The sequence below is a fragment of the Frankia sp. CeCAU1 genome (assembly GCF_977971845.1).
Genome location: NZ_CDWWXA010000048.1, coordinates 1 through 22106 on the forward strand (window position 1 = coordinate 1; position 22106 = coordinate 22106).

General features: G+C 70.7%; 23 protein-coding genes. 4 read left to right on the forward strand and 19 right to left on the reverse strand.

Translation table 11 applies throughout. The features are described from left to right. The coding region (locus AC08OO_RS10905) for a dienelactone hydrolase family protein (RefSeq protein WP_476618474.1) at positions 1–685 on the forward strand (685 nt) is incomplete at its 5' end. A 91-nt stretch (positions 686–776) separates the two neighbouring features. On the opposite strand, the gene AC08OO_RS10910 is transcribed toward AC08OO_RS10905, so the two are convergent. The 5 genes from AC08OO_RS10910 to AC08OO_RS10930 form a co-directional block, all read right to left on the reverse strand. After that, positions 777–1499 (reverse strand): demethylmenaquinone methyltransferase, encoded by a 723-nt coding sequence (locus AC08OO_RS10910; RefSeq protein WP_476610645.1) that lies wholly within the window; start codon positions 1497–1499, stop codon positions 777–779. Between the two features lie 16 nt (positions 1500–1515). Next, positions 1516–2598, reverse strand: a complete 1083-nt coding sequence (gene add, locus AC08OO_RS10915; RefSeq protein WP_476610635.1) for an adenosine deaminase — start codon at positions 2596–2598, stop codon at positions 1516–1518. 24 nt (positions 2599–2622) lie between these two features. Then, complete coding sequence (gene mqnC, locus AC08OO_RS10920) at positions 2623–3810, reverse strand: cyclic dehypoxanthinyl futalosine synthase (RefSeq protein ID WP_476610636.1); 1188 nt, start codon at positions 3808–3810, stop codon at positions 2623–2625. Between the two features lie 234 nt (positions 3811–4044). Beyond that, the gene (locus AC08OO_RS10925) at positions 4045–4305 is read right to left on the reverse strand and encodes a hypothetical protein (protein ID WP_476610637.1); all 261 of its coding nucleotides are present in this window, start codon (positions 4303–4305) and stop codon (positions 4045–4047) included. Positions 4306–4347: 42 nt separating this feature from the next. Further along, complete coding sequence (locus AC08OO_RS10930) at positions 4348–6195, reverse strand: protein kinase domain-containing protein (RefSeq protein WP_476610638.1); 1848 nt, start codon at positions 6193–6195, stop codon at positions 4348–4350. A 545-nt stretch (positions 6196–6740) separates the two neighbouring features. On the opposite strand from AC08OO_RS10930, the gene AC08OO_RS10935 reads away from it, so the two are divergent. Further along, positions 6741–7706 (forward strand): NAD(P)/FAD-dependent oxidoreductase, encoded by a 966-nt coding sequence (locus AC08OO_RS10935; protein ID WP_476610646.1) that lies wholly within the window; start codon positions 6741–6743, stop codon positions 7704–7706. Positions 7707–7808: 102 nt separating this feature from the next. Next, entirely contained in the window at positions 7809–8264 is a 456-nt protein-coding gene (locus AC08OO_RS10940) for a sirohydrochlorin chelatase (RefSeq protein ID WP_476607337.1), read from the forward strand. On the opposite strand, the gene cobA is transcribed toward AC08OO_RS10940, so the two are convergent. The 6 genes from cobA to AC08OO_RS10970 all read right to left on the reverse strand — a co-directional run bounded on the left by cobA (position 8230) and on the right by AC08OO_RS10970 (position 13578). Continuing rightward, positions 8230–9819 (reverse strand): uroporphyrinogen-III C-methyltransferase, encoded by a 1590-nt coding sequence (gene cobA / locus AC08OO_RS10945; protein WP_476610639.1) that lies wholly within the window; start codon positions 9817–9819, stop codon positions 8230–8232. The genes AC08OO_RS10940 and cobA overlap by 35 nt on opposite strands. Before the next feature lie 60 nt (positions 9820–9879). Next, positions 9880–10551 (reverse strand): phosphoadenylyl-sulfate reductase, encoded by a 672-nt coding sequence (locus AC08OO_RS10950; protein WP_476607335.1) that lies wholly within the window; start codon positions 10549–10551, stop codon positions 9880–9882. A gap of 101 nt (positions 10552–10652) precedes the next feature. After that, on the reverse strand, positions 10653–10889 hold the full coding sequence (locus AC08OO_RS10955) for a transposase (RefSeq protein WP_476607334.1): 237 nt from the start codon (positions 10887–10889) through the stop codon (positions 10653–10655). After that, positions 10882–12591, reverse strand: coding sequence for a nitrite/sulfite reductase (locus AC08OO_RS10960; protein WP_476610640.1), 1710 nt, complete (start codon positions 12589–12591; stop codon positions 10882–10884). Before AC08OO_RS10960 ends, AC08OO_RS10955 begins: the two co-directional genes overlap by 8 nt. Before the next feature lie 60 nt (positions 12592–12651). Continuing rightward, the gene (locus AC08OO_RS10965; RefSeq protein WP_476610641.1) at positions 12652–12915 is read right to left on the reverse strand and encodes a putative leader peptide; all 264 of its coding nucleotides are present in this window, start codon (positions 12913–12915) and stop codon (positions 12652–12654) included. Positions 12916–13092: 177 nt separating this feature from the next. Then, positions 13093–13578 carry a response regulator gene (locus tag AC08OO_RS10970; protein WP_476618475.1) on the reverse strand — a complete coding sequence of 162 codons (486 nt, stop codon included), beginning with the start codon at positions 13576–13578 and terminating at the stop codon, positions 13093–13095. A 575-nt stretch (positions 13579–14153) separates the two neighbouring features. On the opposite strand from AC08OO_RS10970, the gene AC08OO_RS10975 reads away from it, so the two are divergent. After that, the gene (locus tag AC08OO_RS10975) at positions 14154–15149 is read left to right on the forward strand and encodes a helix-turn-helix domain-containing protein (RefSeq protein ID WP_476610642.1); all 996 of its coding nucleotides are present in this window, start codon (positions 14154–14156) and stop codon (positions 15147–15149) included. 7 nt (positions 15150–15156) lie between these two features. On the opposite strand, the gene AC08OO_RS10980 is transcribed toward AC08OO_RS10975, so the two are convergent. The 8 genes from AC08OO_RS10980 to AC08OO_RS11015 form a co-directional block, all read right to left on the reverse strand. Then, positions 15157–16032 (reverse strand): menaquinone biosynthetic enzyme MqnA/MqnD family protein, encoded by an 876-nt coding sequence (locus AC08OO_RS10980; RefSeq protein WP_476610648.1) that lies wholly within the window; start codon positions 16030–16032, stop codon positions 15157–15159. Then, positions 16029–16280: a hypothetical protein gene (locus AC08OO_RS10985; RefSeq protein WP_476610643.1), complete on the reverse strand. Its 252-nt coding sequence runs from the start codon at positions 16278–16280 to the stop codon at positions 16029–16031. Before AC08OO_RS10985 ends, AC08OO_RS10980 begins: the two co-directional genes overlap by 4 nt. A gap of 62 nt (positions 16281–16342) precedes the next feature. Then, positions 16343–16636: a hypothetical protein gene (locus tag AC08OO_RS10990; RefSeq protein ID WP_011434980.1), complete on the reverse strand. Its 294-nt coding sequence runs from the start codon at positions 16634–16636 to the stop codon at positions 16343–16345. Positions 16637–16648: 12 nt separating this feature from the next. Further along, positions 16649–17797, reverse strand: coding sequence for an aminofutalosine synthase MqnE (gene mqnE / locus AC08OO_RS10995; RefSeq protein WP_476607329.1), 1149 nt, complete (start codon positions 17795–17797; stop codon positions 16649–16651). Positions 17798–17898: 101 nt separating this feature from the next. Continuing rightward, positions 17899–18315 carry a hypothetical protein gene (locus AC08OO_RS11000; RefSeq protein ID WP_476618476.1) on the reverse strand — a complete coding sequence of 139 codons (417 nt, stop codon included), beginning with the start codon at positions 18313–18315 and terminating at the stop codon, positions 17899–17901. A gap of 95 nt (positions 18316–18410) precedes the next feature. Continuing rightward, positions 18411–19211, reverse strand: coding sequence for a UbiX family flavin prenyltransferase (locus AC08OO_RS11005; protein ID WP_476610837.1), 801 nt, complete (start codon positions 19209–19211; stop codon positions 18411–18413). Positions 19212–19225: 14 nt separating this feature from the next. Further along, positions 19226–20173, reverse strand: a complete 948-nt coding sequence (mqnP, locus tag AC08OO_RS11010) for a menaquinone biosynthesis prenyltransferase MqnP (RefSeq protein WP_476610838.1) — start codon at positions 20171–20173, stop codon at positions 19226–19228. 87 nt (positions 20174–20260) lie between these two features. After that, a complete protein-coding gene (locus tag AC08OO_RS11015) occupies positions 20261–21712 on the reverse strand; it encodes a menaquinone biosynthesis decarboxylase (protein ID WP_023839804.1) in 1452 nt (483 codons plus the stop codon). Between the last annotated feature and the right edge of the window lie 394 nt (positions 21713–22106).

The window sequence follows — 22106 nt, forward strand, 5'->3', positions numbered from 1 at the left end:
CGACGGGCCCGCCCCGGCCACGCTCACCGAACCCGATGGTCCCGCACGCGGCGGCGTCGTCGTCCTCCACGAGGCGTTCGGCCTCACCGAGCACATCACCGATGTCTGCTCGAGGTTCGCGCGCGCGGGCTGGCGGGCCATCGCCCCCGACCTGTTCCACCGCGCGGGCTCGCCCGTCTTCGACTACGACGACCTCGCCTCCGCGGTGAAGATCCTCGGTGAGCTCAACGGCACCGACCTTCTCGCCGACATCGACGCCGCGCTGGTCATCCTCGCCGAGGAGGGCACCGCCATCGACCGCTGCGCCGTCGTGGGCTTCTGCGTCGGCGGGAGCATCGCCTTCCAGGCTGCGGTGGCCCGGCCGTTCGGCGCCGCGAGCACCTTCTACGGTGGCGGGATCACCATGCGCCGCTTCGGGGAACCCGCCCAGCTGGATCTCGCCGGCCGCCTGCAGGCACCGTGGCTCGGCCTGTACGGCGACCAGGATCCGAGCATCCTCGCTTCGGAGGTGGAGGACCTACGGGCGGCGGCACGGAAGGCGTCCGTGCCCGCCGAGATCGTCCGTTACCCACAGGCCGGGCACGGCTTCCACAACGACGCCCGCGCCGGCGCCTACCACGGCCCGTCGGCGAAGGACGCCTGGTCACGCATGCTGACCTGGTTCGACTCGCATGTTCCCGCTTGAGCCCACCCCGCCTGCCGTGGCGCCGGCCGGTCCAGGACCATGACCGATCCAGCACCATGACCGATCCAGCACCATGACCGATCCAGCACCGTCAGTCCGGGGCGTGACCCCGGTGCAACGCCACCACGCCGCCGGTGAGGTTGCGCCAGCCGACCCGGGACCAGCCCGCCTCCCGCAGCAGGCCGGCCAGCTCCGCCTGGGCGGGCCAGGCCCGGATCGACTCGGCGAGATAGACGTACGAGTCCGGGCTGTTGCTCACCGCGCGGGCCACGGCAGGCAAGGCCCGCATCAGGTACTCGACGTAGACCGTCCGCCAGAGCGCCCAGACCGGGCGGCTGAACTCGCACACCACAAGCATCCCGCCCGGACGGGTCACCCGACGCAGCTCGGTGAGGCAGCCGAACGTGCCGGCGACGTTGCGCAGACCGAACGAGATCGTCGTCCGGTCAAAGGTCTCGTCCCGGAACGGCAGCCGCAGCCCGTCCCCGGCGGTCAGCAGGATCCGCCCAGCCTCCCCCGGCAACGGCCGCGACGCCAGCCGACGTTGCCCGGCCCGCAGCATCCCCAGGGAGAAGTCGCAGGCCACCACATCGGTCCCGGCGAGAGCGAAGGCTCGTGACGAGGTCGCCGTCCCGGCTGCGAGGTCGAGAACCCGAAGCCCCGGCCGCAGGTCCAGCGCGCCCGCAGTGGCGCGCCGCCAGGTCCGGTCGAGCCCGCCGGTGAGCACGGTGTTGGTCAGGTCGTACCGGTTGGCCACCCCGTCGAACATCGACGCGACGTCCCGCGGACGTTTGTCGAGTCCCGCTCTGCTCACCATGCCCCTTCCCCGCTCACCATGCCCCTTCCCCGCCGCCGAACCGCGCCGAGGCCGCCGCCGAGGCGTCGCGGGCGGCCCTCTCGACGGTGTCCCAGTCGGTGCTCTCGCCGATCCGCCGCAGCCGCGTGCGGGTCGGCTCGTCGCACAGCGCGCCCGCGACCCCGGCGGTGTACAGGTCGCGGGCCCGGGCACCGAGCCCCGCCGCGACCGCGTGCTCCGTCTCCAGATCGGTGCCGAACATAGCGGGATCGTCGGTGGCGAGCGAGCACGCGACCCCGGCCCGCAGCAACGCCGCCAGGGGGTGGTCGTCGAGGGATGCCACCGACCGGGTCCGCAGGTTGGACACCGGGCAGACGTCCAGCACGATCCCCTGATCGACCAGCCGTCGCATCAGCTCGGGGTCCTCGGCGGCCCGGATCCCATGCCGGATCCGCCTGGCTCCCAGCGCGTCGAGCGAGCCCCGCACGGACGCCGGGCCCGCTGTCTCCCCCGCGTGCGGGACCGCGGCGAGCCCGCCGTCGGCGGCCAGGGCGAACGCCGGCGCGAACGGCTCGGGAGGATGACCGACCTCCGGTCCGCCGAGCCCGATGCCGACGACACCGCGATCGGCGAACCGCACCGCCCACCGCGCCACCTCCATCGCGGCCTCGACCGGCAGCACCCGCTCGATGTCCGGGGTGAGGCGCACCTCAACGCCGTAGCGCTCCCGGGCCTCGATCGCCCCGTCGGCGTAACCGTGGAAGATCTCCTCGACGCGGACCCCCCGATGGACCCGGAACCAGGGCGAGAAGATGCCCTCCAGGTAGACGGCGCCCGCCCGGGCCGCCTCGGCGGCGTAGTCGACGACCACCTGGTGGAAGTCGGCCTCCGTCCGCATCACGTGGGTGGTGAGGATCCAGGCCTTCAGGAAGTGGTCGAAGTCGCGGAAGCGGTAGAGGTCCGCGAGGCCCTCGACCGTGCGGGCGGGCAGCGCCTCGGAGTTGCGGCGCGCCATCTCCAGCAGGGTGGCGGGACGGACCGTGCCCTCCAGATGGACGTGGAGTTCGATCTTCGGCCCGGTCGGGGACGGGACCGCGAATCCGGAGGGGTCACTCACCCGGTCACTGTATGGTGCGCCCGGCTACGCGGAGATGAGCGGTAGCGCGGTGGAGGAGAAGTGCGAGGCCACCCGGTCGTCAACCGGGTCCTGCGCCGGGTCGCGGTGCACGACGAGGTGCCGGTAGCGGGTGTCGCGCTGAGCGGGGATGCGGCCGGCAGCACGGATCAGGGAGATCAGCTCCGACCGGTTGGTGCGGTGGCGCGCCCCGGCGGAGGAGACGACGTTCTCCTCCAGCATCACCGAGCCGAGGTCGTCGGCGCCCACGTGCAGGGTGAGCTGGCCGACCTCCTTGCCGGTGGTCAGCCAGGAGCCCTGCAGGTGCGTAATGTTGTCGAAGAACAGCCGCGCGACCGCGACGAGGCGGAGGTACTCCAGGGCCGTCGCCTGGGTGCGCCCGCCGAGATGATTGTTCTCCGGCTGGTAGGTCCAGGGGATGAACGAACGGAACCCGCCGGTCCGGTCCTGGACGTCCCGGATCATCGTCAGGTGTTCGATGCGCTCGGCGTTCGTCTCCCCCGTGCCCATCATGAAGGTGGCGGTGGATTCCAGGCCGAGGTTGTGGGCGGTCTCCATCACGGACAGCCAGACGTGACCGGGCTCCTTCAGCGGAGCGATCGCCTGCCGGGGCCGTTCGGTGAGGATCTCCGCTCCCGCGCCCGCGAAGCTGTCCAGGCCCGCGTCCCGCAGCCGGGTAATGACCTCGGGAAAAGTCAGATCGGACGTCCGGGCGATGTGCACAACCTCGCTGGCGCCCAGCGAGTGCAGCGCCAACTGGGGACATGCCTTCTTGATGGCGGCAAAGGTACGCTCATACCACTCGATGCCGAAGTCGGGATGGTGTCCGCCCTGCAACATGATCTGCGTGGCGCCGAGCTCGACCGCCTCCCCGCACTTGGCGACGATGTCCTCGACGTCGCGGACCCAGCCCTCGGCATGCTTCGGAGCGCGGTAGAAGGCGCAAAACCGGCAGGCGGTCACGCAGACATTCGTGTAGTTGATGTTCCGGTCGATGATGTACGTCGCGATGCCATCGGGGAAACGGTGCCGACGGACCGTGTCCGCCGCGCCACCGAGCGCGTGCAGCGGCGCCCTCGTATAGAGGAGCAGCGCCTCCTCCGCGGAGATACGCCCGCCGGCTGCGGCCCGGTCCAGCACAGACCGGATCTCGCCACCACCCCGACCCACCGGAATCTCACCATCGACATCCATACGGCCCTCCCCGCGTAGCGCCTTCGGCGCGACGCGGGGACCCCTGGCATCGGGCGCCGTTCGGGGTCTCCGTCGAATCACCTTCGGCGATCCTCCCAGGGTAGCCGCCGGAGCCTTCGGCGCGACGCGGGGACCCCTGGCATCGGGCGCCGTTCGGGGTCTCCGTCGAATCACCTTCGGCGATCCTCCCAGGGTAGCCGCCGGAGCCTTCGGCGCGACGCGGGGGATGAACGGTCAGTGTCCGGATCGCGTCCCCGGGTCCACCGGGCTGGAGCCACCACGGGTGGCGTCAGTGTAGCCGGCTGTCGAGGAGCCGGCCGGGCTGGCGGGACCGGCGTCGTGGTGACCGTGGCCGCGGCTGGTGAGCTTCGCCTGGAGCTGCTTGATCTTGGCCCGGTTCTCCGGCCGATTGGCCGCGGCCTTGGCCTTGTTGACCATCTCCTTGGTCTTCGGGCTGTGCAGGAAGTCCGTGATCTTGTTCGAGAAACTGGCCATGACAACGGTGTACCTATCCGGGCAGGGGTTCACGCCTGCCGGTCACCCGTTCGACGACCCGCCCGAGGAGCCACCGAACGTGTCCCTCACCCGGTTCCACAGGTTGTCGAGCTGGTCATGAGTGTCATCCTTGACGGACGTGACGACCTTGTTCCACAACCGCTGGCGCTGTTCGTCGACCATCAAGGCGATCTGGTCCGCCGCGGAGAGCAACAGCAGGACGACAAGGACGAACAGGATCGTGCGCTTGAAAGGGATCCGCAGCCGGAACCGACGCCGGGGACGCGGTCGCGGCACCGGTTCGGCGTAGGGAGCCGGCGCGCGTCCGCGCGGCGCCGGCCGCGCCTCGGCCACCCGCGGGGCCGGGGCAGGCGCGGGACCCGCGGGCGCCGACGGGGGCCGCTGCTGGGCCACGGGGCGGGGCCGGGCCGGCGCCTGGGGAGACGGTGCCGCCTCCGCGGCACGGCCGGCGTAGGGCTGACCGGCGTAGGGCCGACCCGCGTAGGGCCGACCCGCGTGGGCCTGGTCCGGGTAGGCCTGGTCCGGGTAGGGCTGACCGGCGTGCGGAGAATCCACCCGGGGCTGGCCGCCGTGCCTCGGGCGGGCGTCCGGCGCCGGATGGCCCTCCTCGCCGGAATCGTCGAAACCCGATCGGTGGCCGTTCCCGTCGGCCTCATCGTCGTACTGGACGAATCCGCCGCGGCGCCGTCGACGGGCCCGCGGCACCCCGGGCCGCGGACCCGCGGCACGGTCGGCGGCCGGTGGCGGTACCAGCGCGGGTGGCGGCACAGGCGGACCGGCCGGCGGGGGCCTGTCGCGGGCCGAGTCGTTCCACCAACGGTCGCCGCCGAGGGGCCGGGGCTCATTCTCCCACCAGCGCCGCTGTTCATACGGGGTCGCAACGTGGGTCGGATCCGGCCGACCGGCCCCGGCGGCCCCGGCGAGCGCGGCCGCCCCAGCCCCGGCGGTACTGCGCCCCCGTGGCCAGGTCCCGTCGAGCAGTGCGGTCGCGGCGTCCCGCGCGTCACCGGCCCGGCCGCGTTCGCCGAGCAGGGTGAGCAGCAGGTTCTCGGTGGAGGGCCGGTCCCGGGGGTCGCGGGCGAGCGCGGACCGGACGATCGGCGTGAGATCCGGCGGCATGGCCCGCAGGTCCGGCTGACCCGTCAGGATCTTCTCCGACATCTCCAGGTAGGTGCCGTGGCCGTAGGGGTGACCGCCGGTGGCCGCGTAGCCGATCAGCAGTCCCCAGGCGAAGACGTCGACCGCCGGACCGAGCGCAGCGCCCTCCATCTGCTCGGGCGCCATCCAGCCGACCGAGCCGAGGACCAGACCCGTCTGGGTGCGGCCCTTCGTCATGTCGAGCGCGCGGGCGATCCCGAAGTCGATGACCCGGGGGCCGGAGTACGACAGCATGACGTTGCTCGGTTTGAGATCCCTGTGCACGATGCCGGCCCGGTGGATGGCGGTGAGCGCGGACGCCACGCCGACCGCCACGCCCTGCAGTGTCGACAGCGGCAGCGGACCGGACGCGGTGACGGCCTGATCAAGCCGGACGCCGTCGATGTACTCCGTGACCAGATAGGGACGGCGCGCGTCGGGATCGGCGTCGAGTACCTGGGCGGTGCAGAAGGGCGCGACCCGCCGGGCGGCCGCCACCTCGTCCCGGAAACGTGCCCGGAATTCCGGGTCGGCGGCGAGGTCCGACCTGATCACCTTGATCGCAACGAACTTCTCGGCCGCGTCCTGGGCGAGGAACACCGTTCCCATCCCACCCGCGCCCAGCCGACCGACGACCTGGTAAACACCGATCGTGGTCGGATCATCGGGATGCGGCGCCTCGGCCGGATATCCGCCGATAGGCGAAACCCGACGCGCCGATCGTTCCGTCACTGTTCTCCCGCCCGTGTTATACCTCCGGCCGCGGCCCAGGTACCGTTCCGGCCTGGGAGCCGTCACCGGTGCCGCAATTGTCTCCCCGTGCGGGGAGACGAACCCATCATCACGCCACAGTCCGCCGTCGCCCAGTCTCTACGGGCATCCGCAACGGCGCTGAAGTCACGCTAACCCTCTCGGGTAAATCGATGTCGAGCGTTGTCCGCCAGCCGACGCGGCGGATCCGATCGTTCCCGCCAGCCGTATCCGAGGAGACCGCAGGTAGTCGACAACAACCACAGGTGGTCGACGACTCACCATTCCGCGGATGAAGGCGGGTGAGGCGTGTCTCCGGCAGGATGAGGGAGGGAACATCCACTGCTACCGGCCGGCTGCCCCGACAGCGCCGGTCGGCCGCCAAGCCTAGGGAGTCACCCGTGGTCACGCAGTCCGCCGATGCGCACCAGCCCGCGAACGCGGTCACGGAGACCGACCCCGCGGCCGGAGCGAGCGTCACCGGCGCCGTGCGGTCGGGGACGTCCCCGGTCGACACCGACGTCGACATGCTGATCGTAGGCGCCGGTCCGGCCGGCCTCTACGGCGCCTACTACGCCGGATTCCGCGGCATGTCGGTCGCGCTCATGGACTCGTTGCCCGAGGCCGGCGGTCAGGTCACCGCGATGTACCCGGAGAAGGTGATCTACGACATCGCGGGTCTGCCGGCCGTCCGGGGGCGGGAACTGATCGACGCCCTGTTGATCCAGGCGAACCAGTTCTCCCCCACCTACCTGCTGGGTCAGCAGGCCGCCGAGCTGGCCCACGAGCCGGACGCCGTGGTGGTGACCAGCAGCCAGGGCCGTCGGATACGCGCCAAGGTCGTCGTCATCACCGGCGGTCTCGGCACCTTCGCCCCCCGCCCGCTGCCCACCGGCACCGCGCATCTGGGCCGCGGCCTGGTCTACTTCGTGCCCAAGCTCGACGTCCACACCGGCCAGGACGTCATCGTGGTCGGCGGCGGGGACAGCGCCTTCGACTGGGCGCTGGCCCTGGAGCCGATCGCCCGCTCGGTCACCCTCGTGCACCGGCGGGACCGGTTCCGGGCGCATATGTCCACAGTCGAGCGGGTCGAGGCGTCCTCCGTCGAGATCCTGACCTTCACCGAGGTCGCCATGGTCCACGGTGAGGAGTGGATCGAGAAGGTCGAACTGGTGCAGACCCGCACCGGCGACCGACATGTCCGACCCGCACAGGCGGTCGTCGCAGCGCTCGGATTCACCGCCGACCTCGGACCGCTGACCCGCTGGAATCTGACCATTGACAAGCGGCACATCGTCGTCGACCCGACGATGGCGACCGGGGTCGAGCGGATCTTCGCGGCCGGCGACATCACCGAGTACCCGGGGAAGGTCCGCCTGATCGCAACGGGTTTCGGGGAGGCCGCGACGGCGGTCAACAACGCGGCGCCGGTGGTGGACCCGTCGGCAAAGATCTTCCCGGGGCACAGCTCCGACGACGGCACCGGCGGCTGAGCGCCCGGCGGGCGTGGCCGACGGATGTGGCCGACGGATGTGGCCGACGGATGTGGCCGTTCCCGACCGGGCACCGGCGGACCCGCGGCGCACACTGGGAACATGCGCGGTCTACTGGTGATCGGTCACGGATCCCGGCGGGACGAGGCGAACGCGACGGTTCGGGAACTCGCCCACCGGCTCCTGGTAGATCCCGGCCATGTGGTCGCGCCATGGACGTGGGAGGCGGTCGAAGCCGCCTTCCTCGAAATCGCCCAGCCCGACATCGCCACCGGGTATGCCACCCTGGCCGACGCGGGATGCACCGAAATCGTCGCCTACCCGTTCTTCCTGTTCGACGGCAACCACACCCGCCGGGACATCCCGGCGGCACTGGAGGGCGCCCGCTGCCGGCACCCGACGACCCGATGGGTGCTGTCGGAGCCGCTCGGGCTGCACGCGAGCGTCGTCGACGCGGTCCGCGCGCGGCTCGACGACACCCTGCGTCTCCTGGTCCGCGAAGCCGATGCCGCTACCCTGAAGATCAACCCCCAGGCGAGCCGGCGGACCGGCTGGTGACGACGAAGTCCGCGACGGCGGCCGCGAGCGGATGGACCCCGGGTTCGGTGGGCACGATGTCCACCCGCATGCCCGCCGCCGCACAGGCCAGCGCGCTGCGTCGACCCATCGCCGCGATGAGCAGATCGGGCGGGAGAGGTCCGTAGATCTCGGCGGTGCTGCGGGCGGCGGTGGACGACGCGAAGGCCGCGACGTCGAAGTCGCCATGCCGGAGCTCCTCGGCGATCCGGGGATCCGGCTCGGCGGTCACGTCGGTGAGCAGCGGCACCCGGCGCAGGGAACACACCGCGTCCGGCGGGTCCGCCGCGCCGGCGATCACCACCCGCGACGAGCCGGCAGGACCGGCAGGACCGGCAGGACCGGCAGGACCGGCAGGACCGGCAGGACCGGCAGGACCGGCAGGACCGGCAGGACCGGCAGGACCGGTCGACGATGGATCCGTGGACAGCGGATCCGTGGACAGCTCGGCGACGGGCACCGAGGCGAGGCCCAGGCCGTCAAGCGCTTCCGCGGCGTCCTCGCGGGCCGCGACGAGAGTTAGGCCGGCCAACGCCCGCACGTCGGTGCCGGCTCGACGCAGCAGGGTCACCACGGCGGCGACCTCGTCCGCATCGGCCAGCAGCAGGCCGCCCGCTCCCGGCAGCGCCGCCAGCAGCGCGGCACCGGCGTCCTTGACCGGCGCGGGCCGGGCAACGACGGTCTCGACCGCATCCGCGCCCAGCTGCCGCAGCCGGCGAGCCAGCAGACCCGGTCGCGGCCGGGTACGGGCCACGAGTACCCGGATCCCGGTGAGCGGCCCCGCCTCCAAGGCCAGCGCGTCCCGGCGCGCCGCGACCTCCCCGACCACGATCACCGCGGGAGACCGCACACCGGCCGCGATCGCGTCGATCGCCAGCGCGTCCAGGGTGGTCCGCAGGACCCGCTGCGCCGGGGTCGCCCCGCGCTCGATGACCGCGACCGGCGTCGCCTCGGGGCGACCGCCGGTGAGCAGCGCGTCGGCGATGTCCATGAGACGCGCCACCCCCATCAGGATGACGATGGTCGCCCGGGAGGCCGCGAGAGCGGCCCAGTCCACCGTCGACTCCGGATGGCCGGGTGGCAGGTGTCCCGAGACGATGGCAACTTCCTGCGCGAGACCACGATGGGTGACCGGGATGCCGGCACAGGCGGGTACGGCCAGCGCCGAGGTGACGCCGGGCACGACGGTGCACGCGACCCCCGCCGCGGTGCAGGCCTGCGCCTCCTCGCTGCCTCGCCCGAGCATGTAGGGATCGCCGCCCTTGAGGCGGACGACGCGCGCACCGGCGCGCGCCCGGTCGACGAGGAGCGCGTTGATCTCCTCCTGGGTCCACGACGGGGCGGCCGGGCTCTTGCCCACGTGGATGATCTCGGCGCCGGCCGGGGCGACGCCGAGGAGGACGGCCGCGGCGAGCCGGTCGGTGACCACGACGTCCGCGTTTGCCAGCACCTCACGGCCGCGAACGGTGAGCAGACCGGGATCGCCCGGACCCGCGCCGACCAGCCAGACCTCACCCACACTTCGCCCGTCCGTCACGGCGTGCACCGTACCTGCTCGGTTGCCTTCGAACACCGGCAGCCGGCAGGCCCGAGGAGGTCAGTGGATGCCGCACTCCGTCTTGATCGAACCGGCCCACCGGCCCTCCCGGCCGGCGCCCCGCCGGGTGCACGGCCAGCAGCCGACCGAGTCGTAACCATCGGAGAGGAGCGGGTTGACGATGACGCCGTGCTCGGCCACGTAGCGTTCGACGTCCTCGTCGGTCCAAGCCGCAAGCGGGTGGATCTTCACCTTGCCCCGTCGGGCGTCCCAGTCGACGACCCGGAGCTTCGCCCGGCTGGGCGACTCCGCCCGCCGCGACCCCGCGGCCCAGGCACGGTAGGGCGCCAGGGCCCGATCCAGCGGAACGACCTTGCGCATCCGGCAGCACAGGTCCGGGTCGGTCCGGTAGAGGTCCTGGCCGTAGACGGCGTCCTGGCCGACGACGGTGAGCTGCGGACGGGCGCTGATGATCGGCAGGTCGTAGGTTCCGGCCACCGCGTCCCGGGTACCGACGGTCTCGGGGAAGTGATAACCGGTGTCGATGAAAACCACGGGGACGTCGGACCGGATCCGGGCGAGCATGTCCACGAGGATCGCCTCAGCCATCGAGGCGGCGATCGCCAGCTTCGTCCCGAATTCCCCGACCGCCCAGCGCAGGATCTCCTCCGCCGGCGCGCCTTCGAGGTCGTCCCCGGCCCGCAGCGCCCGGGCCTGCAACGCGGCATCCATCAGCTCGTCTCCTCGTCGTCACGCAACCCGGCTCCGGCGACGCCGCGGGCGGATGCCGCGGTCGTCCACCGGGCAGCCGCCCGAGTGCTGTCCATTGCCGATCACCGTGCCGCCTGCTCTTCCGCCGTGCCGAACGCCCCGCCCGTGGTGACGGCGGTCCCGCCCGAGGCGACCGCGAGGGCCGTCAGACTCAGTCGGAAGCCCCGCAGGCAGGACCGGCACGCCCAGTACCCGTGGCCATGTCCCGCGCCGGAGCCCTCCGGCGGCGTGTCCGGGACGATGTCCTCCTCGCCGCAATACGGGCAGTAGAAGGGCACCACCCGCTCACCGCTAGCCATCTGCTGCACCGAGCGCCGTCAGTTGGGCCTCGTCGGCCCGCTCCGCCCAGTCCGCGAAGCTCTCCCCCGCGGTCCGGTCCGCCCGGTAGGTCTCCAACACCGCGACGACGTAGTCGACGAGGCCGTCGGCGGTCACCTTCAGACCACGCGACTTGCGGCCCAGCCGCGACCTGGTGCCCAGGTGCCCGCCGAGGTGGACCTGGAAGCCCTCGACCATCTCACCGGTGGCGTCGTCCGCTACCAGGGAGCCCTTGAGCCCGATGTCGGCGACCTGGAAGCGGGCGCAGGCGTTGGGGCAGCCGTTGACGTTGATCCCGATCGGCTCGTCGAAGTCGGGCAGCCGGCGTTCGAGCTCGTCGATGAGGTCGCGGGCCCGACCCTTGGTCTCGACGATCGCCAGCTTGCAGAACTCGATACCGGTGCAGGCCATCGTGCCGCGCCGGAACACGCTCGGGCGGACCACCAGGTCGAGCGCACCGAGTTCGGCCTCCAGCGCGTTGACGTCCGCGTCGGCGACATCGAGGATGACGATCTTCTGCGTCGTCGTGGCGCGGATGCGGCCCTGCCCGAACCGGTCGGCGAGGTCCGCCACCGCGCTCAGCGTGGTCCCGCTGAGCCGACCCGCCCGCGGTGCGAACCCCACGGCGTTGCGGCCGTCGCGCTGGCGGTGCACCCCGATGTGGTCGCGCCCCTCGCCGCGCGGCGGGGCCGGCGGCGGGCCATCGGGCAGCGCCGAAGCCAGGTACTCCTTCTCCAGAGTCGCGCGCACCCATTCGGCGCCCATGTCCGCGACCAGGAACTTCAACCGGGCGCGGGTGCGCAGCCGCCGGTAGCCGTAGTCTCGGAACAGCGATACGACGCCGTGCCAGACCTCGGCAACCCGCGCCGGCGGCACGAACGCGCCCAGCCGCACGCCGAGCCGTGGGTTCGTCGACAGACCGCCACCGACCCACAGGTCGTAGCCGGCTCCCAGCTCCGGATGGACGACCCCGACGAACGCGATGTCGTTGATCTCGTGCAACGTACAGTGGTCGGCGCAGCCGGAGATTGCGCTTTTGAACTTACGGGGCAGGTTGGCCAGCGTAGGGTCGCCGATGAACCGGCGGACGACCTCGTCGATCGCCTCGCTCCCGTCGATGATCTCGTCACCGTCGACCCCGGCGAGCGGGCAACCGAGGATCACCCGGGGGGTGTCGCCACAGGCCTCGGCGGTGGTCATGCCAGCGTTCTCCAGCGCCGCCCAGATCGCCGGCACATCCTCGATCCGGATCCAGTGGAGTTGGATGTTCTGCCGGTCGGTGACATCGGCGACGTCCCGGCCGTAGCGGGTGGAGACGTCGGCGATCACCCGGAGCTGATCCGAGGTCATCCGGCCGCCGTCGAGCCGGATGCGCTGCATGAAGTAGGAGTCGTCCAGTTCCTCGGGTTCGAGGATCGCCGTCCGCCCGCCACTGATCCCCGGCCGGCGCTGGGTGTACAGACCCCACCACCGGAACCGGCCCCGCAGGTCCTGGGGATCGATCCCGTCGAAACCGGTACGCGGGTAGAGGTTGAGGATGCGGTCCCGCACCTCCAGGCCGCCTTGGTCCTTCTTCATCCGCTCGTTCGCGTTGAGCGGCTCGGAATATCCCAACGCCCACTGGCCCGCTCCCTTGGGTCGGGACGGGCGCGCGGACCGGGCAGGACGAGCAGGAGAAGTCATGAGATCTCTCGGTGCGCAAGGAAGTCGCGGCGCCGACAGCGGGCGCCACGAACGGAGACGTCAGCGGGGGCGGCGACAGCCGGCGCTGGAGACCCGCAGCAGGTCGACGTGCAGACGGGCAACGAGCATCGGCTCGATCACCAGGCACGGCACTGCGGGGGACGACGCAGCCCGGCGCCGACGAGAGGCGCCGACCGGAAGGCCCGACGCCTGCCCAACCGGCACCCCACCAGCGAGGGCGCACGTAGTCACGAGCCCATGTTTCCACAGAAGTACGGCCGATGGGCAAGTCGGGGCACTGTCCGGCCTACTTCGACCCGCCACTCTGCTCCAAACTGCAACAAACCGGACGGCCAGCCCCGAGATCGCCCGTCATGGCCGTCATGGCCGATGTGGCCGATGTGGCCGATGTGGCCGATGTGGCAACCATGACAGCCACTGAGCATAAAACTCTATTATGCCAGTGGAGAAAATGAACAATTTTGCCGGTCACAAGATCGCTCAGATCGTCCGGTGGACGGCGCACAGCCGTCGGAGCTGCTCCACCAGCGGACCGGCGGCCAGCCCTTTCTCCAGCAGGGCGTCCGCGCCGAGTTCCAGCACCTGGTCGAGCAACGCATCCTCGGAGAATCCCGTGAAAATCACCACCGTGGCCCGCGGCACGACCCGCCGGATCCGCGGCAGGGCGGCGATGCCGTCGAGGACCGGCATGGCCAGGTCGAGCAGCACGAGGTCCGGCTCGGTGCGGACAACCTCGTCGATCGCCTCCGCGCCGTTGGACGCGGCGCCGACGATCACGAAGTCGGGTTCGGTCTCCAGCAACAGGCACAATAGTTCGCGCACGCCGTCCGCGTCGTCAACGACGACCACGCGCCGTGGACCGGGCGGAGGCACCTGCTCCCCCGGAGCGGAACCACGGCCCGCAGCGGAACCGCCGACCAGGCCGACGGCCTTCTCCCCGACGAGCCCGACGGTGTCGGCATCCACCGAACGGCCGGTATCCACCATTCTTTTGTACGCGCCCCGCCCGACCCCGCGCATCGTCATTCAGGATGGTTTCCGAGGATGACCCACGTTGGCCATCAGGCCGATACCCGCAGACCGTCGCGAAGCACCGCAGCCTGGACGCGGCCGCGATAGCACACCATGCGGGAATAGCCCGTCCGGACGAGCCCTCGGCGATTCCGCTGCTTTCCGCCAACACTTCCGTGGCAACGCTCGCATTTCCCAACAATAACCCAAGAAGGTCGGCATAATGTCTCGACGGAGGCGCGGTACGACGGAGGACTCCCACGCTACGATCAATCGGTCGACCACGAAGCGCGACGCCGATCAACTTCGCCCCCCACGCGACAACCGAGAGTAATCATTGGAACTGGATGTGTATGGGACTTTTGGCCTCTAGTCTACTAGGGTGCAGCCTGGAGTAATCTGATCACTATCGGTGACTCTCTACTGGCCATCGGGCGGGCGACCGTCAGGCGGACGAGCAGAGACAGCACACGACTGCTGAGCTTCCCTCCTCGGGAGGCGGGACCTTGCCACGCGGAAGGACGTCACAGATGCGGCAACGGAGCCGAGGCCGGCACGATGCGGCGACCGCCGAAGACCTGCTACCCGCTGAGGTCCGACGGCGGCGCTGTGAACGTGTCCTCTCTCGGGAGGAGCTCGCCCGACGCACCGGCTACAGCCGCCAGTACATCGGTCAGCTCGAACAGCCCAGCCGAGGCATCCCCTCCCGGCCGGTGATCGCCGCAGTCGACGCGGCGCTGGAGGCCGGGGGCGCCCTCATCGACCTGCGTGAGGCAGCCGTCGCCGCCCGGGCGGAACGCCTGCGTCGCCGACCCGATCCGGAGCGGGAGTCCCGCCGCCGGGTTTCGGATCTGCTTGACCACCGCCGGTCGGACACCGAACTGGACTACCTCGATCGGTTGGTGGCCGATCTGATCGCCAAGGCCGATCGGCTCGATCCACAGGACGTCACCGCCCAGGTGCTGGAGCAGCAGAACGTCGTCGACAACCTGCTACACACGCCCATGCTGCCGCACCAGCAGTTCCGGCTGTTCATGCTCGCGGGTCACCTGGCCGGGCTGCTCGCCATCTCCCTGTTGGACGTGGACGAGCTCGCGGGAGCCAGCACCTGCTGCCTCGAGGCGGCGGTGTTCACCGAGCTGACCGGTCACGAAGGACTACGGGCTTGGACCCTCGCGGTCAACAGCCTCATCGACGCGGCCGCCCGGCAGGTCTGCGAGGGCACCGAACCCGGCACCGAACCCGGCACCGTGTCCGGCGACGGCCCCAGGGCCCCCGTGCCACCGGACCCACGGTCCGGGCCGCCAGGTGAGCCCAGCGCTCCGAGGTATGCTCTGGCCGGCGGGGATGATTCCGGTGGCGAGACTCTCGACGAGATGTTGATCGCGCCGGGCGGGCGAGCCACCCCGCCCCGGTTGATCGCGCTGGTAAAGGGCCGTATCGCGCGCTTCGCCACGGCGAGTACGCGCCGAGCGGTTCCGATTCCGCCGACCAGTATCTCCCACGCGTTCCGACCACCGGTCTGAGTGGCGCTCAGACGTCCGCGAAACGCAGTTCGCGCAGCGCCGGAACATCACCTCGCCGCGCGGCACGGCCGGCGAAGGCGATAATCCCCGCCTGCTGGCGCGCACCAAGCCGAAAGTCGAGAGTGGTGAAATACCGAGCCAGCGTGCCCGGATCGAACACCTCAAAACGGGCCGCCCGCGCCGCGACCTCGTCCACATCACGCAGCGCCAGGTCGAGTCCGGAGCGGAACGCGCCGTGCACCTCCTTGACCACCCCGGGACGGCGTTCGGCGAAGGACCGTCGGGCGGCCCACACGGCGAACACCATGGGCAGGCCGGTCCACTCCCGCCAGGCGGCACCGAGATCGATGAGCCGGAGAGGATGGTCCGGACCGCCCCGCTCGGCGTCGTAGGTCGCCCGTAGCGCGGCATCCCCGATGATCACCGCGGCATCCGCCTCCCGCAGCATCGACGGCAGGTCCGGCGGCATCGTCACGTACTCCGGTCGCAGGCCGTGGCGCTCCTCCAGCAACATCCGGGCGAGCAGCACGCTGGTCCTGGATGTCGAGCCGAGCGCGACGGTCCGGATCTCCGCGAGCGGCGCCGCCGTGCTCAGCACGACGGACAGGACCGGACCGTCGGAGCCGACCGCGAGGTCGGGCAGCACGACGAGCTCGTCGGCATGCCGGAGGTACTCCACCAGGCTGATCGGACCGATATCGAGATCGCCGACGACCAGCGCGTCGTTCAGCCGGTCCGGGGTGTCCTTCGTCAGCTCGATGTCGAGCAGAGCACCGGAGTGGACCAGTCCCCAGTACAGCGGCAGGCAGTTCAGAAACTGGATGTGCCCCACCCGGGGACGGGCCTGGGTATCGCCGTCGTCGTCCGCTCCGGCTCCAGTCAACACCGTCCGCCCCGGCGCTCCTCCATGACCTCGATGACCACGCGGCGCTGGCGCAACGCCAGGGGATAGCTGAGCAGCCCGCTGAACACCACGGCCAGGGCGAAGGCCAGCAGCCCGTTCACCCCCAGCAGCAGGACCACGGCCAGCACCGCTCCGAAGAGCACCACGCGTACCGCGAAGTACCGCAGGTTGATGCCGAGCAGGCCGCGCTCGTCCGCCTGGCCCGATTCGGTCGGCGAGTCGGGCATCGCCCGCTGTGGCCACGAAACCCGCTGTGGCCACGAAACCCGCCGCCTACGCGATTGCACCATCACGTCCTCCGTCTCTTCGTCGGCACCCAGCCGAGCCGGCGCAGTACGGTCGGGAAGAAGCCCAGCCCCAGGAAGACGACGAACAGACCCAGCAGGCCGGCGGCACCGATCGGCAGACCGATCCAGTCGAGCACCACGTACCCGGCCACCCCCGGAAACAGGATCACCAGGAAGGCCAGCACAAAGATCGATCCGATGCCGGGTGCTCCGTGGGGCCGGACAGGCCCGGAACCCCCGGGCGCCGGCGACTCCTCGGATCCGCGGGCCGGCCCCGGCCCCTCCCCGGTGCCCATCCGGTCCACCGGTCAGGCGTCGATCGAGGTCGGGACGTCACGCCGAGCCGGGTCGGGACCGTCGTAGACACGGATCTCCCGGTAGCGGGTGTCCCGCTCGACCGGGCGGAAGCCGGCGTCGCGGATGATTGCGAGCAGATCCTCGCGGGTCATGGTGTGCGGCGTCCCGAACCGGTCCGCATCGTGCGTGATCTTGTACTCGACAACGGAACCGTCGAGGTCGTCGGCGCCGAAGTTCAACGCGAGCTGCGCCGTGGTGAGACCATGCATCACCCAGAAGCACTTGATGTGGTCCACGTTGTCGAACAGCAGCCGGGAGACAGCGAACGTCTTCAACGCCTCGGCCCCCGTCGCCATCGGCTGGTTCATCAACCGGTTGCGCGGGTCACCGGCGGCGTCGTGCTGGAAGCGCAGCGGGATGAAGACCGTGAACCCGCCCGTGGAATCCTGCAGCTCACGCAGCCGCAGCACGTGGTCCACCCGGTGCCGGGGGTCCTCGATGTGCCCGTACAGCATCGTGCACGGAGTGCGCAGGCCCTTGGCGTGGGCGAGCCGGTGGATGCGCGACCAGTCCTCCCAGTGCGTCTCGTGACCGACGATCTTCTGGCGGACCTCCCAGTCGAAGATCTCCGCGCCGCCGCCGGTGAGCGACTCGAGTCCCGCGTCGATGAGCTCGTCGAGGATCTCGTCGGCGGACAGGCCGCTGATCTTCTCAAACCAGTGGATCTCGGTAGCGGTGAACGCCTTCAACGCGACGCCGGGCAGCGCCTTGCCGAGCTCCCGCAGCGAGCGCGGATAGTAGCGCCAGGGCAGCGTCGGGTGCAGACCGTTGACGATATGCAGCTCGGTGATCCCCGCCGGCTCCATCTCCTTCGCCAGCCGGACAGCCTCCTCGATGCGCATGGTGTAGGCATCGGACTCACCGGGCTTGCGCTGGAACGAGCAGTACGCGCAGGACGCCGAGCAGACGTTCGTCAGGTTCAGATGCCGGTTGACGTTGAAGAAGGTCTTGTCGCCGTTCTTTCTGGTGCGAACCTCGTGGGCGAGACCGCCCAACCAGACGAGGTCGTCGCTGGCGTACAGCGCCTCCCCGTCGGCACGGCTCAGCCTCTCGCCGGCGGAAACTTTGGCCTCGATCTCCCGCTTGAGCCCAGCATCCATGCCTTCCAGCCTAGCCCGCCGGTCTCGGTGTCCTCGGATGCGAGCACGGCTGCCCGGTCACAGCCGCCCCGCGATCCGGCGGGGCGTCCGACTACTCGCGGCTACCCGGCGTTCCCACTGTTCCCGCCGTTCCTGGCGTTCCCGGCGTTCCCGGCGTTCCCCGCATCCGGGCGCTGAGCGGCCCGCTGTGCGGCCCTGCGCTGCATCCGCCCGAGCGGCCAGGTCAGCAGTCCGGCGACAGCGAACCCAACGAGCAGCGCCATCAGCAGGTTCAGCCCGACGGTCACCAGGATCACGGTGATCACGGCGAGGGCTGCGACGCGGATCAGGAAATACGGCAGTTGCGCGCGCAGGTTCACGTCCTGCGGCGCGGGCCGCTCGGCGCGAGTGGGACGACCCGGCCGCGCCGAGGCACCGCGGCCGCCCCCCGCCGAGGCGGATCTGCGTGCCGTGGCCCCGTCCACCCCGCCGGTTCCCCGGCCCCGGTTCCTCGTCGGTCCGCGCCCACCCGTCGCCATATCGTCCTCATCCCGCCGGCACCGCGGCCCCGGTCGGGGCCCGTTCCCGACAACTGTGCCTGTCGGGGTGGGGCCTGCGCCAGGGGGAACAGGCGTCACCCGGCCGGTGGCGCCGTCTCGACCTCCAGCAGGTCACGGCGGTCCGCCAGGTCACGGCGGGCGCCGCCGAGCTCGCCGGTCCAACGCCGGAAGAGCGTGTGCGGCACGTCGGCGGCGTCCAGCACCCGCCCGGCCACGAAGTCGACGAGATCGCCAGCCGTCCGCACACCCGCGTAAAACCCCGGGCTCGCCGCGGCCACCACCGCCCCGGCGTCGTGCAGGTCCAGCATGTGGCGCAGCGTCGCGCGAGTGTAGGGCATCTCCCGCGGGACGACGATCAGACGGCGGCCTTCCTTGAGCGTGACATCCGCCGACCGCTGCAACAGATCCTTGGACAGTCCCAGGGTGATACCGGCCAGGCAGGCGGTGCTCGCCGGGACAACGATCATCCCGCGAGTCGGGTACGAACCGCTGCTCGTCGGCGCCCCCAGATCACCAGGGGCATGTACCGCGACGAGGGTGGACACCGTATCGGCCAGCACGTCACGATCGGCCAGCACGTCACGATCGGCCAGCCGCGCCGACGGACCCTCCGGAGGTGACACCCCGCCCAGGGGCATGGACAGCCACGTGACCAGGGCTTTCGCCCAGGCGGAGTCACGCCAGGCGATACCCGTCTCATCGAGCAGGGTCAGGCGGGCCGCGCGGGACAGCACCAGATCGACTGGCAGCCGAGCGGCCAGCAGGCCACGCAGCACCGCGGCCGCGTAGGGGGTTCCACTGGCACCGCTCACCCCGACCACCCACGGCAGGCGTGCTCCGGCCCCCTCCTCGGGGGCAGTGAACACATCGGCCATGACGAATCCGATGCTCAGACGGCCAGACCACGGCTGGCGAGATCGACAACGGCGAAGAGGAACAAGACGATGCCGACGAATCCGTTCGCGGTGAGGAAGGCCCGGTTGACCCGCGACAGGTCGTTCGGGGACACGATGGCGTGCTCATAGCAGAATGCCGCCGCCGTCAGCACGAGCCCAGCCCACCACCACGGACCGGCGCTGTCCATCAGCCCGTAGACGATGAACAACGCAAAGGTGATCATATGCGTAACCGTGGAACCAATGAGCGCGGCCCGCACCCCGAACCGGGCCGGCACCGCACGCACGCCGATGCGCCGGTCGACCTCGGCATCCTGGCAGGCGTAGATCACGTCGAAGCCGCCGATCCAGCTACCGACCGCAAGGCCGAGCACCAGGGCGGCCCAGGACCACTCACCGGTGACCGCGATCCACGCGCCGACCGGGGCCACCGCCTGGGCGATGCCGAGCACGGCGTGTGGGAAGTCGGTGAACCGTTTCGCGTAGGGGTAGACGACGAGCGGCGCGACGGCGACCGGCGCGAGCAGCAGGCAGAGCCAGGACAAGGCCGCGGCGGAGGTGAGGAAGACGGCGAGCGCGACCGCGGCGCCGACGACCGCCGTACGCACCGAGACCACGCCGGTGACCAGCTCTCGGTTCGCCGTCCTCGGATTACGGGCGTCGATCGCGCGATCGATGACCCGGTTTGCGGCCATGGCGAAAGTTCGGGCCGCGACCATCGCCACGGTGACGAGGGCGAGGTCCGACCAGTGCACCGACCGGGAATCCGCGAACGAGGCTGCGAGCGCCGCGATGTAGGCGAACGGCAGCGCGAAGACCGAGTGCTCGATGACGACGAGCCGCAGAAACGCCCGTACCCGGCCGGTGGCGTGTCCCGGGCCGGCTCCCGACCCTCGCCCGACCGGCTCCGACGCGCCCGGCACCCACGCGGCGTCACTCACCGCGATCACCACTCCTTGTTCCTTGCCCAGCCAGAGGCCCCAGCGTCCTTTTTGTCCCTCTGGCTGGGCAAGAAAAACGGAGGACGGTCACAGGCCATACTCCTTCCATCGGCGGGTGACCCGTTCGCGGACCGCCTCGTCCATGACGATCTCCTCCGGCCAGCCGCCGTCGCGCCGGTAACCCTCGCTCGGTAGCTTGCGGGTCGCGTCCACACCGACCTTGCCGCCCCAGAACTGCTCGTAGGCGGCGTGGTCGAGATGGTCCACCGGCCCGATGGTGGTGATCAGGTCGTGGGCATAGTCGACGTTGCCGAAGGCGCGCCAAGCGACCTCGTGGTAGTCGTGCACGTCGCAGTCGGCGTCGACGACCACGATCAGCTTCGACAACGACAGCAGCCCGGCCCCCCATACCGCGTTCATCACCTTCTGCGCGTGCTTCGGATAACGCTTCTCGATGGAGACGATGCAGCAATTGTGGAACACCCCCGCCTCGGGCAGGTCGTAGTCGACGATCTCGGGAATCATCATCCTGACCAGTGGCAGGAAGATCCGTTCGGTGGCCTTGCCCATCGGGCCGTCCTCCTGCGGCGGCCGACCGACCACGATCGTCTGGAACACCGGGTCACGCTGCATCGTCATCACGTCGACGTGCAGCGCCGGGAACGGTTCGACGGGCGTGTAGAAGCCGGTGTGGTCGCCGAACGGCCCCTCGGGCAGCCGCTCCCCCGGCTCGAGCCAGCCCTCGATCACCACCTGTGCGTTCGCGGGCACCCGCAGCGGGACGGAGAGGCAGTCGACCATCTCCACCCGCTCGCCGCGCAGGTAACCGGCGAACAGGTACTCGTCGAGGTCGGCAGGCAGGGGCGCGGACGCGGCGTAGGTGACCGCCGGGTCACACCCGAACGCGATGGCGACCGGCAGCCGCTCCCCACGCCGCTCGGCGACCGCGTGATGCGCGTTGGAGTCCTTGTGGATCTGCCAGTGCATGCCGACGGTGCGTGCGTCATGGCGTTGCAACCGGTACATCCCGAGGTTACGCGCCCCGGTCTCGGGGTGCTTTGTGTGCGTCAGACCGAGGTTGAGGAAGGCCCCGCCGTCGTTCGGCCAGGCGTGCACCCCCGGCAGCCGGAACAGGTCGACGTCCGGACCCTTGAGGACGACGTCCTGGCAGGGCGCGGTCCGGACCCGGCGGGGCGGGACCGAGGCGAGCGACGCCGCCTTGCCGAACGCCTCACGCAACCCGGACAGGCCGATCGGCAGCTGCGGGCGCAGCAGCGCGCCGAGCCGTTCACCGATGTCGTCCAGCGCCTCGACGCCGAGCGCGGCAGCCATCCGCTCCTCGGTGCCGAACACATTGATCGCCAGCGGCATGTCGGCGCCGGCCGGGGACTCGAACAGCAGAGCCGGCCCGCGCTCCCGTACCACCCGGGTCACGATCTCGGTGACCTCGAGACGCGGGTCGACGGGTACGGTGACGCGGCGCAGATCCTTCCGCCTTTCGAGATGAGCAAGGAACGCACGCAGATCCGCCCAGGCCATGACCTCCATCCTCGCAGTCGCCACGGGTGGATGCCCGACCGCCCACAGGTGGTCACGATCCCAGTTCAACACGTCACGTCCCGGGCACGGCCTCGTCGGATAACGGACCGGGAGGACGAGGAGGCGGCGCGGAAGGCACACTAGAGATACACGGGCCGGCCATCACCACGACATGTACGTCCGTCGCGGGCCATAGCGGACGGTACGTGCTCGCCTGACCCATCTGGTGAGGTCGCCCGTCCGTGACGCCATCCGTCCGTGACGTCGCCACGGGTCGGGGGTTTCGCCACGGGTCGGGGGTTTCGCCACGGGTCGGGGATTAGATGCCCGCGGATCGGATGTTCCATACCTGACAGGTCAAGACGGACATAACGATCAAGAAAAGCAGGAAGGA

Coding starts and splice junctions, on each gene's coding strand:
- mqnC (WP_476610636.1), bottom strand. CDS start 3,810: ATGGATGTCGATGGTGAGATTCCGGTGGGTCGGGGTGGTGGCGAGATC.
- AC08OO_RS10925 (WP_476610637.1), bottom strand. CDS start 4,305: ATGGCCAGTTTCTCGAACAAGATCACGGACTTCCTGCACAGCCCGAAG.
- AC08OO_RS10935 (WP_476610646.1), top strand. CDS start 6,741: ATGCTGATCGTAGGCGCCGGTCCGGCCGGCCTCTACGGCGCCTACTAC.
- AC08OO_RS10940 (WP_476607337.1), top strand. CDS start 7,809: ATGCGCGGTCTACTGGTGATCGGTCACGGATCCCGGCGGGACGAGGCG.
- AC08OO_RS10950 (WP_476607335.1), bottom strand. CDS start 10,551: ATGGATGCCGCGTTGCAGGCCCGGGCGCTGCGGGCCGGGGACGACCTC.
- AC08OO_RS10955 (WP_476607334.1), bottom strand. CDS start 10,889: ATGGCTAGCGGTGAGCGGGTGGTGCCCTTCTACTGCCCGTATTGCGGC.
- AC08OO_RS10960 (WP_476610640.1), bottom strand. CDS start 12,591: ATGACTTCTCCTGCTCGTCCTGCCCGGTCCGCGCGCCCGTCCCGACCC.
- AC08OO_RS10975 (WP_476610642.1), top strand. CDS start 14,154: ATGCGGCAACGGAGCCGAGGCCGGCACGATGCGGCGACCGCCGAAGAC.
- AC08OO_RS10985 (WP_476610643.1), bottom strand. CDS start 16,280: ATGCCCGACTCGCCGACCGAATCGGGCCAGGCGGACGAGCGCGGCCTG.
- AC08OO_RS10990 (WP_011434980.1), bottom strand. CDS start 16,636: ATGGGCACCGGGGAGGGGCCGGGGCCGGCCCGCGGATCCGAGGAGTCG.
- mqnE (WP_476607329.1), bottom strand. CDS start 17,797: ATGGATGCTGGGCTCAAGCGGGAGATCGAGGCCAAAGTTTCCGCCGGC.
- AC08OO_RS11000 (WP_476618476.1), bottom strand. CDS start 18,315: ATGGCGACGGGTGGGCGCGGACCGACGAGGAACCGGGGCCGGGGAACC.
- AC08OO_RS11005 (WP_476610837.1), bottom strand. CDS start 19,211: ATGGCCGATGTGTTCACTGCCCCCGAGGAGGGGGCCGGAGCACGCCTG.
- AC08OO_RS11015 (WP_023839804.1), bottom strand. CDS start 21,712: ATGGCCTGGGCGGATCTGCGTGCGTTCCTTGCTCATCTCGAAAGGCGG.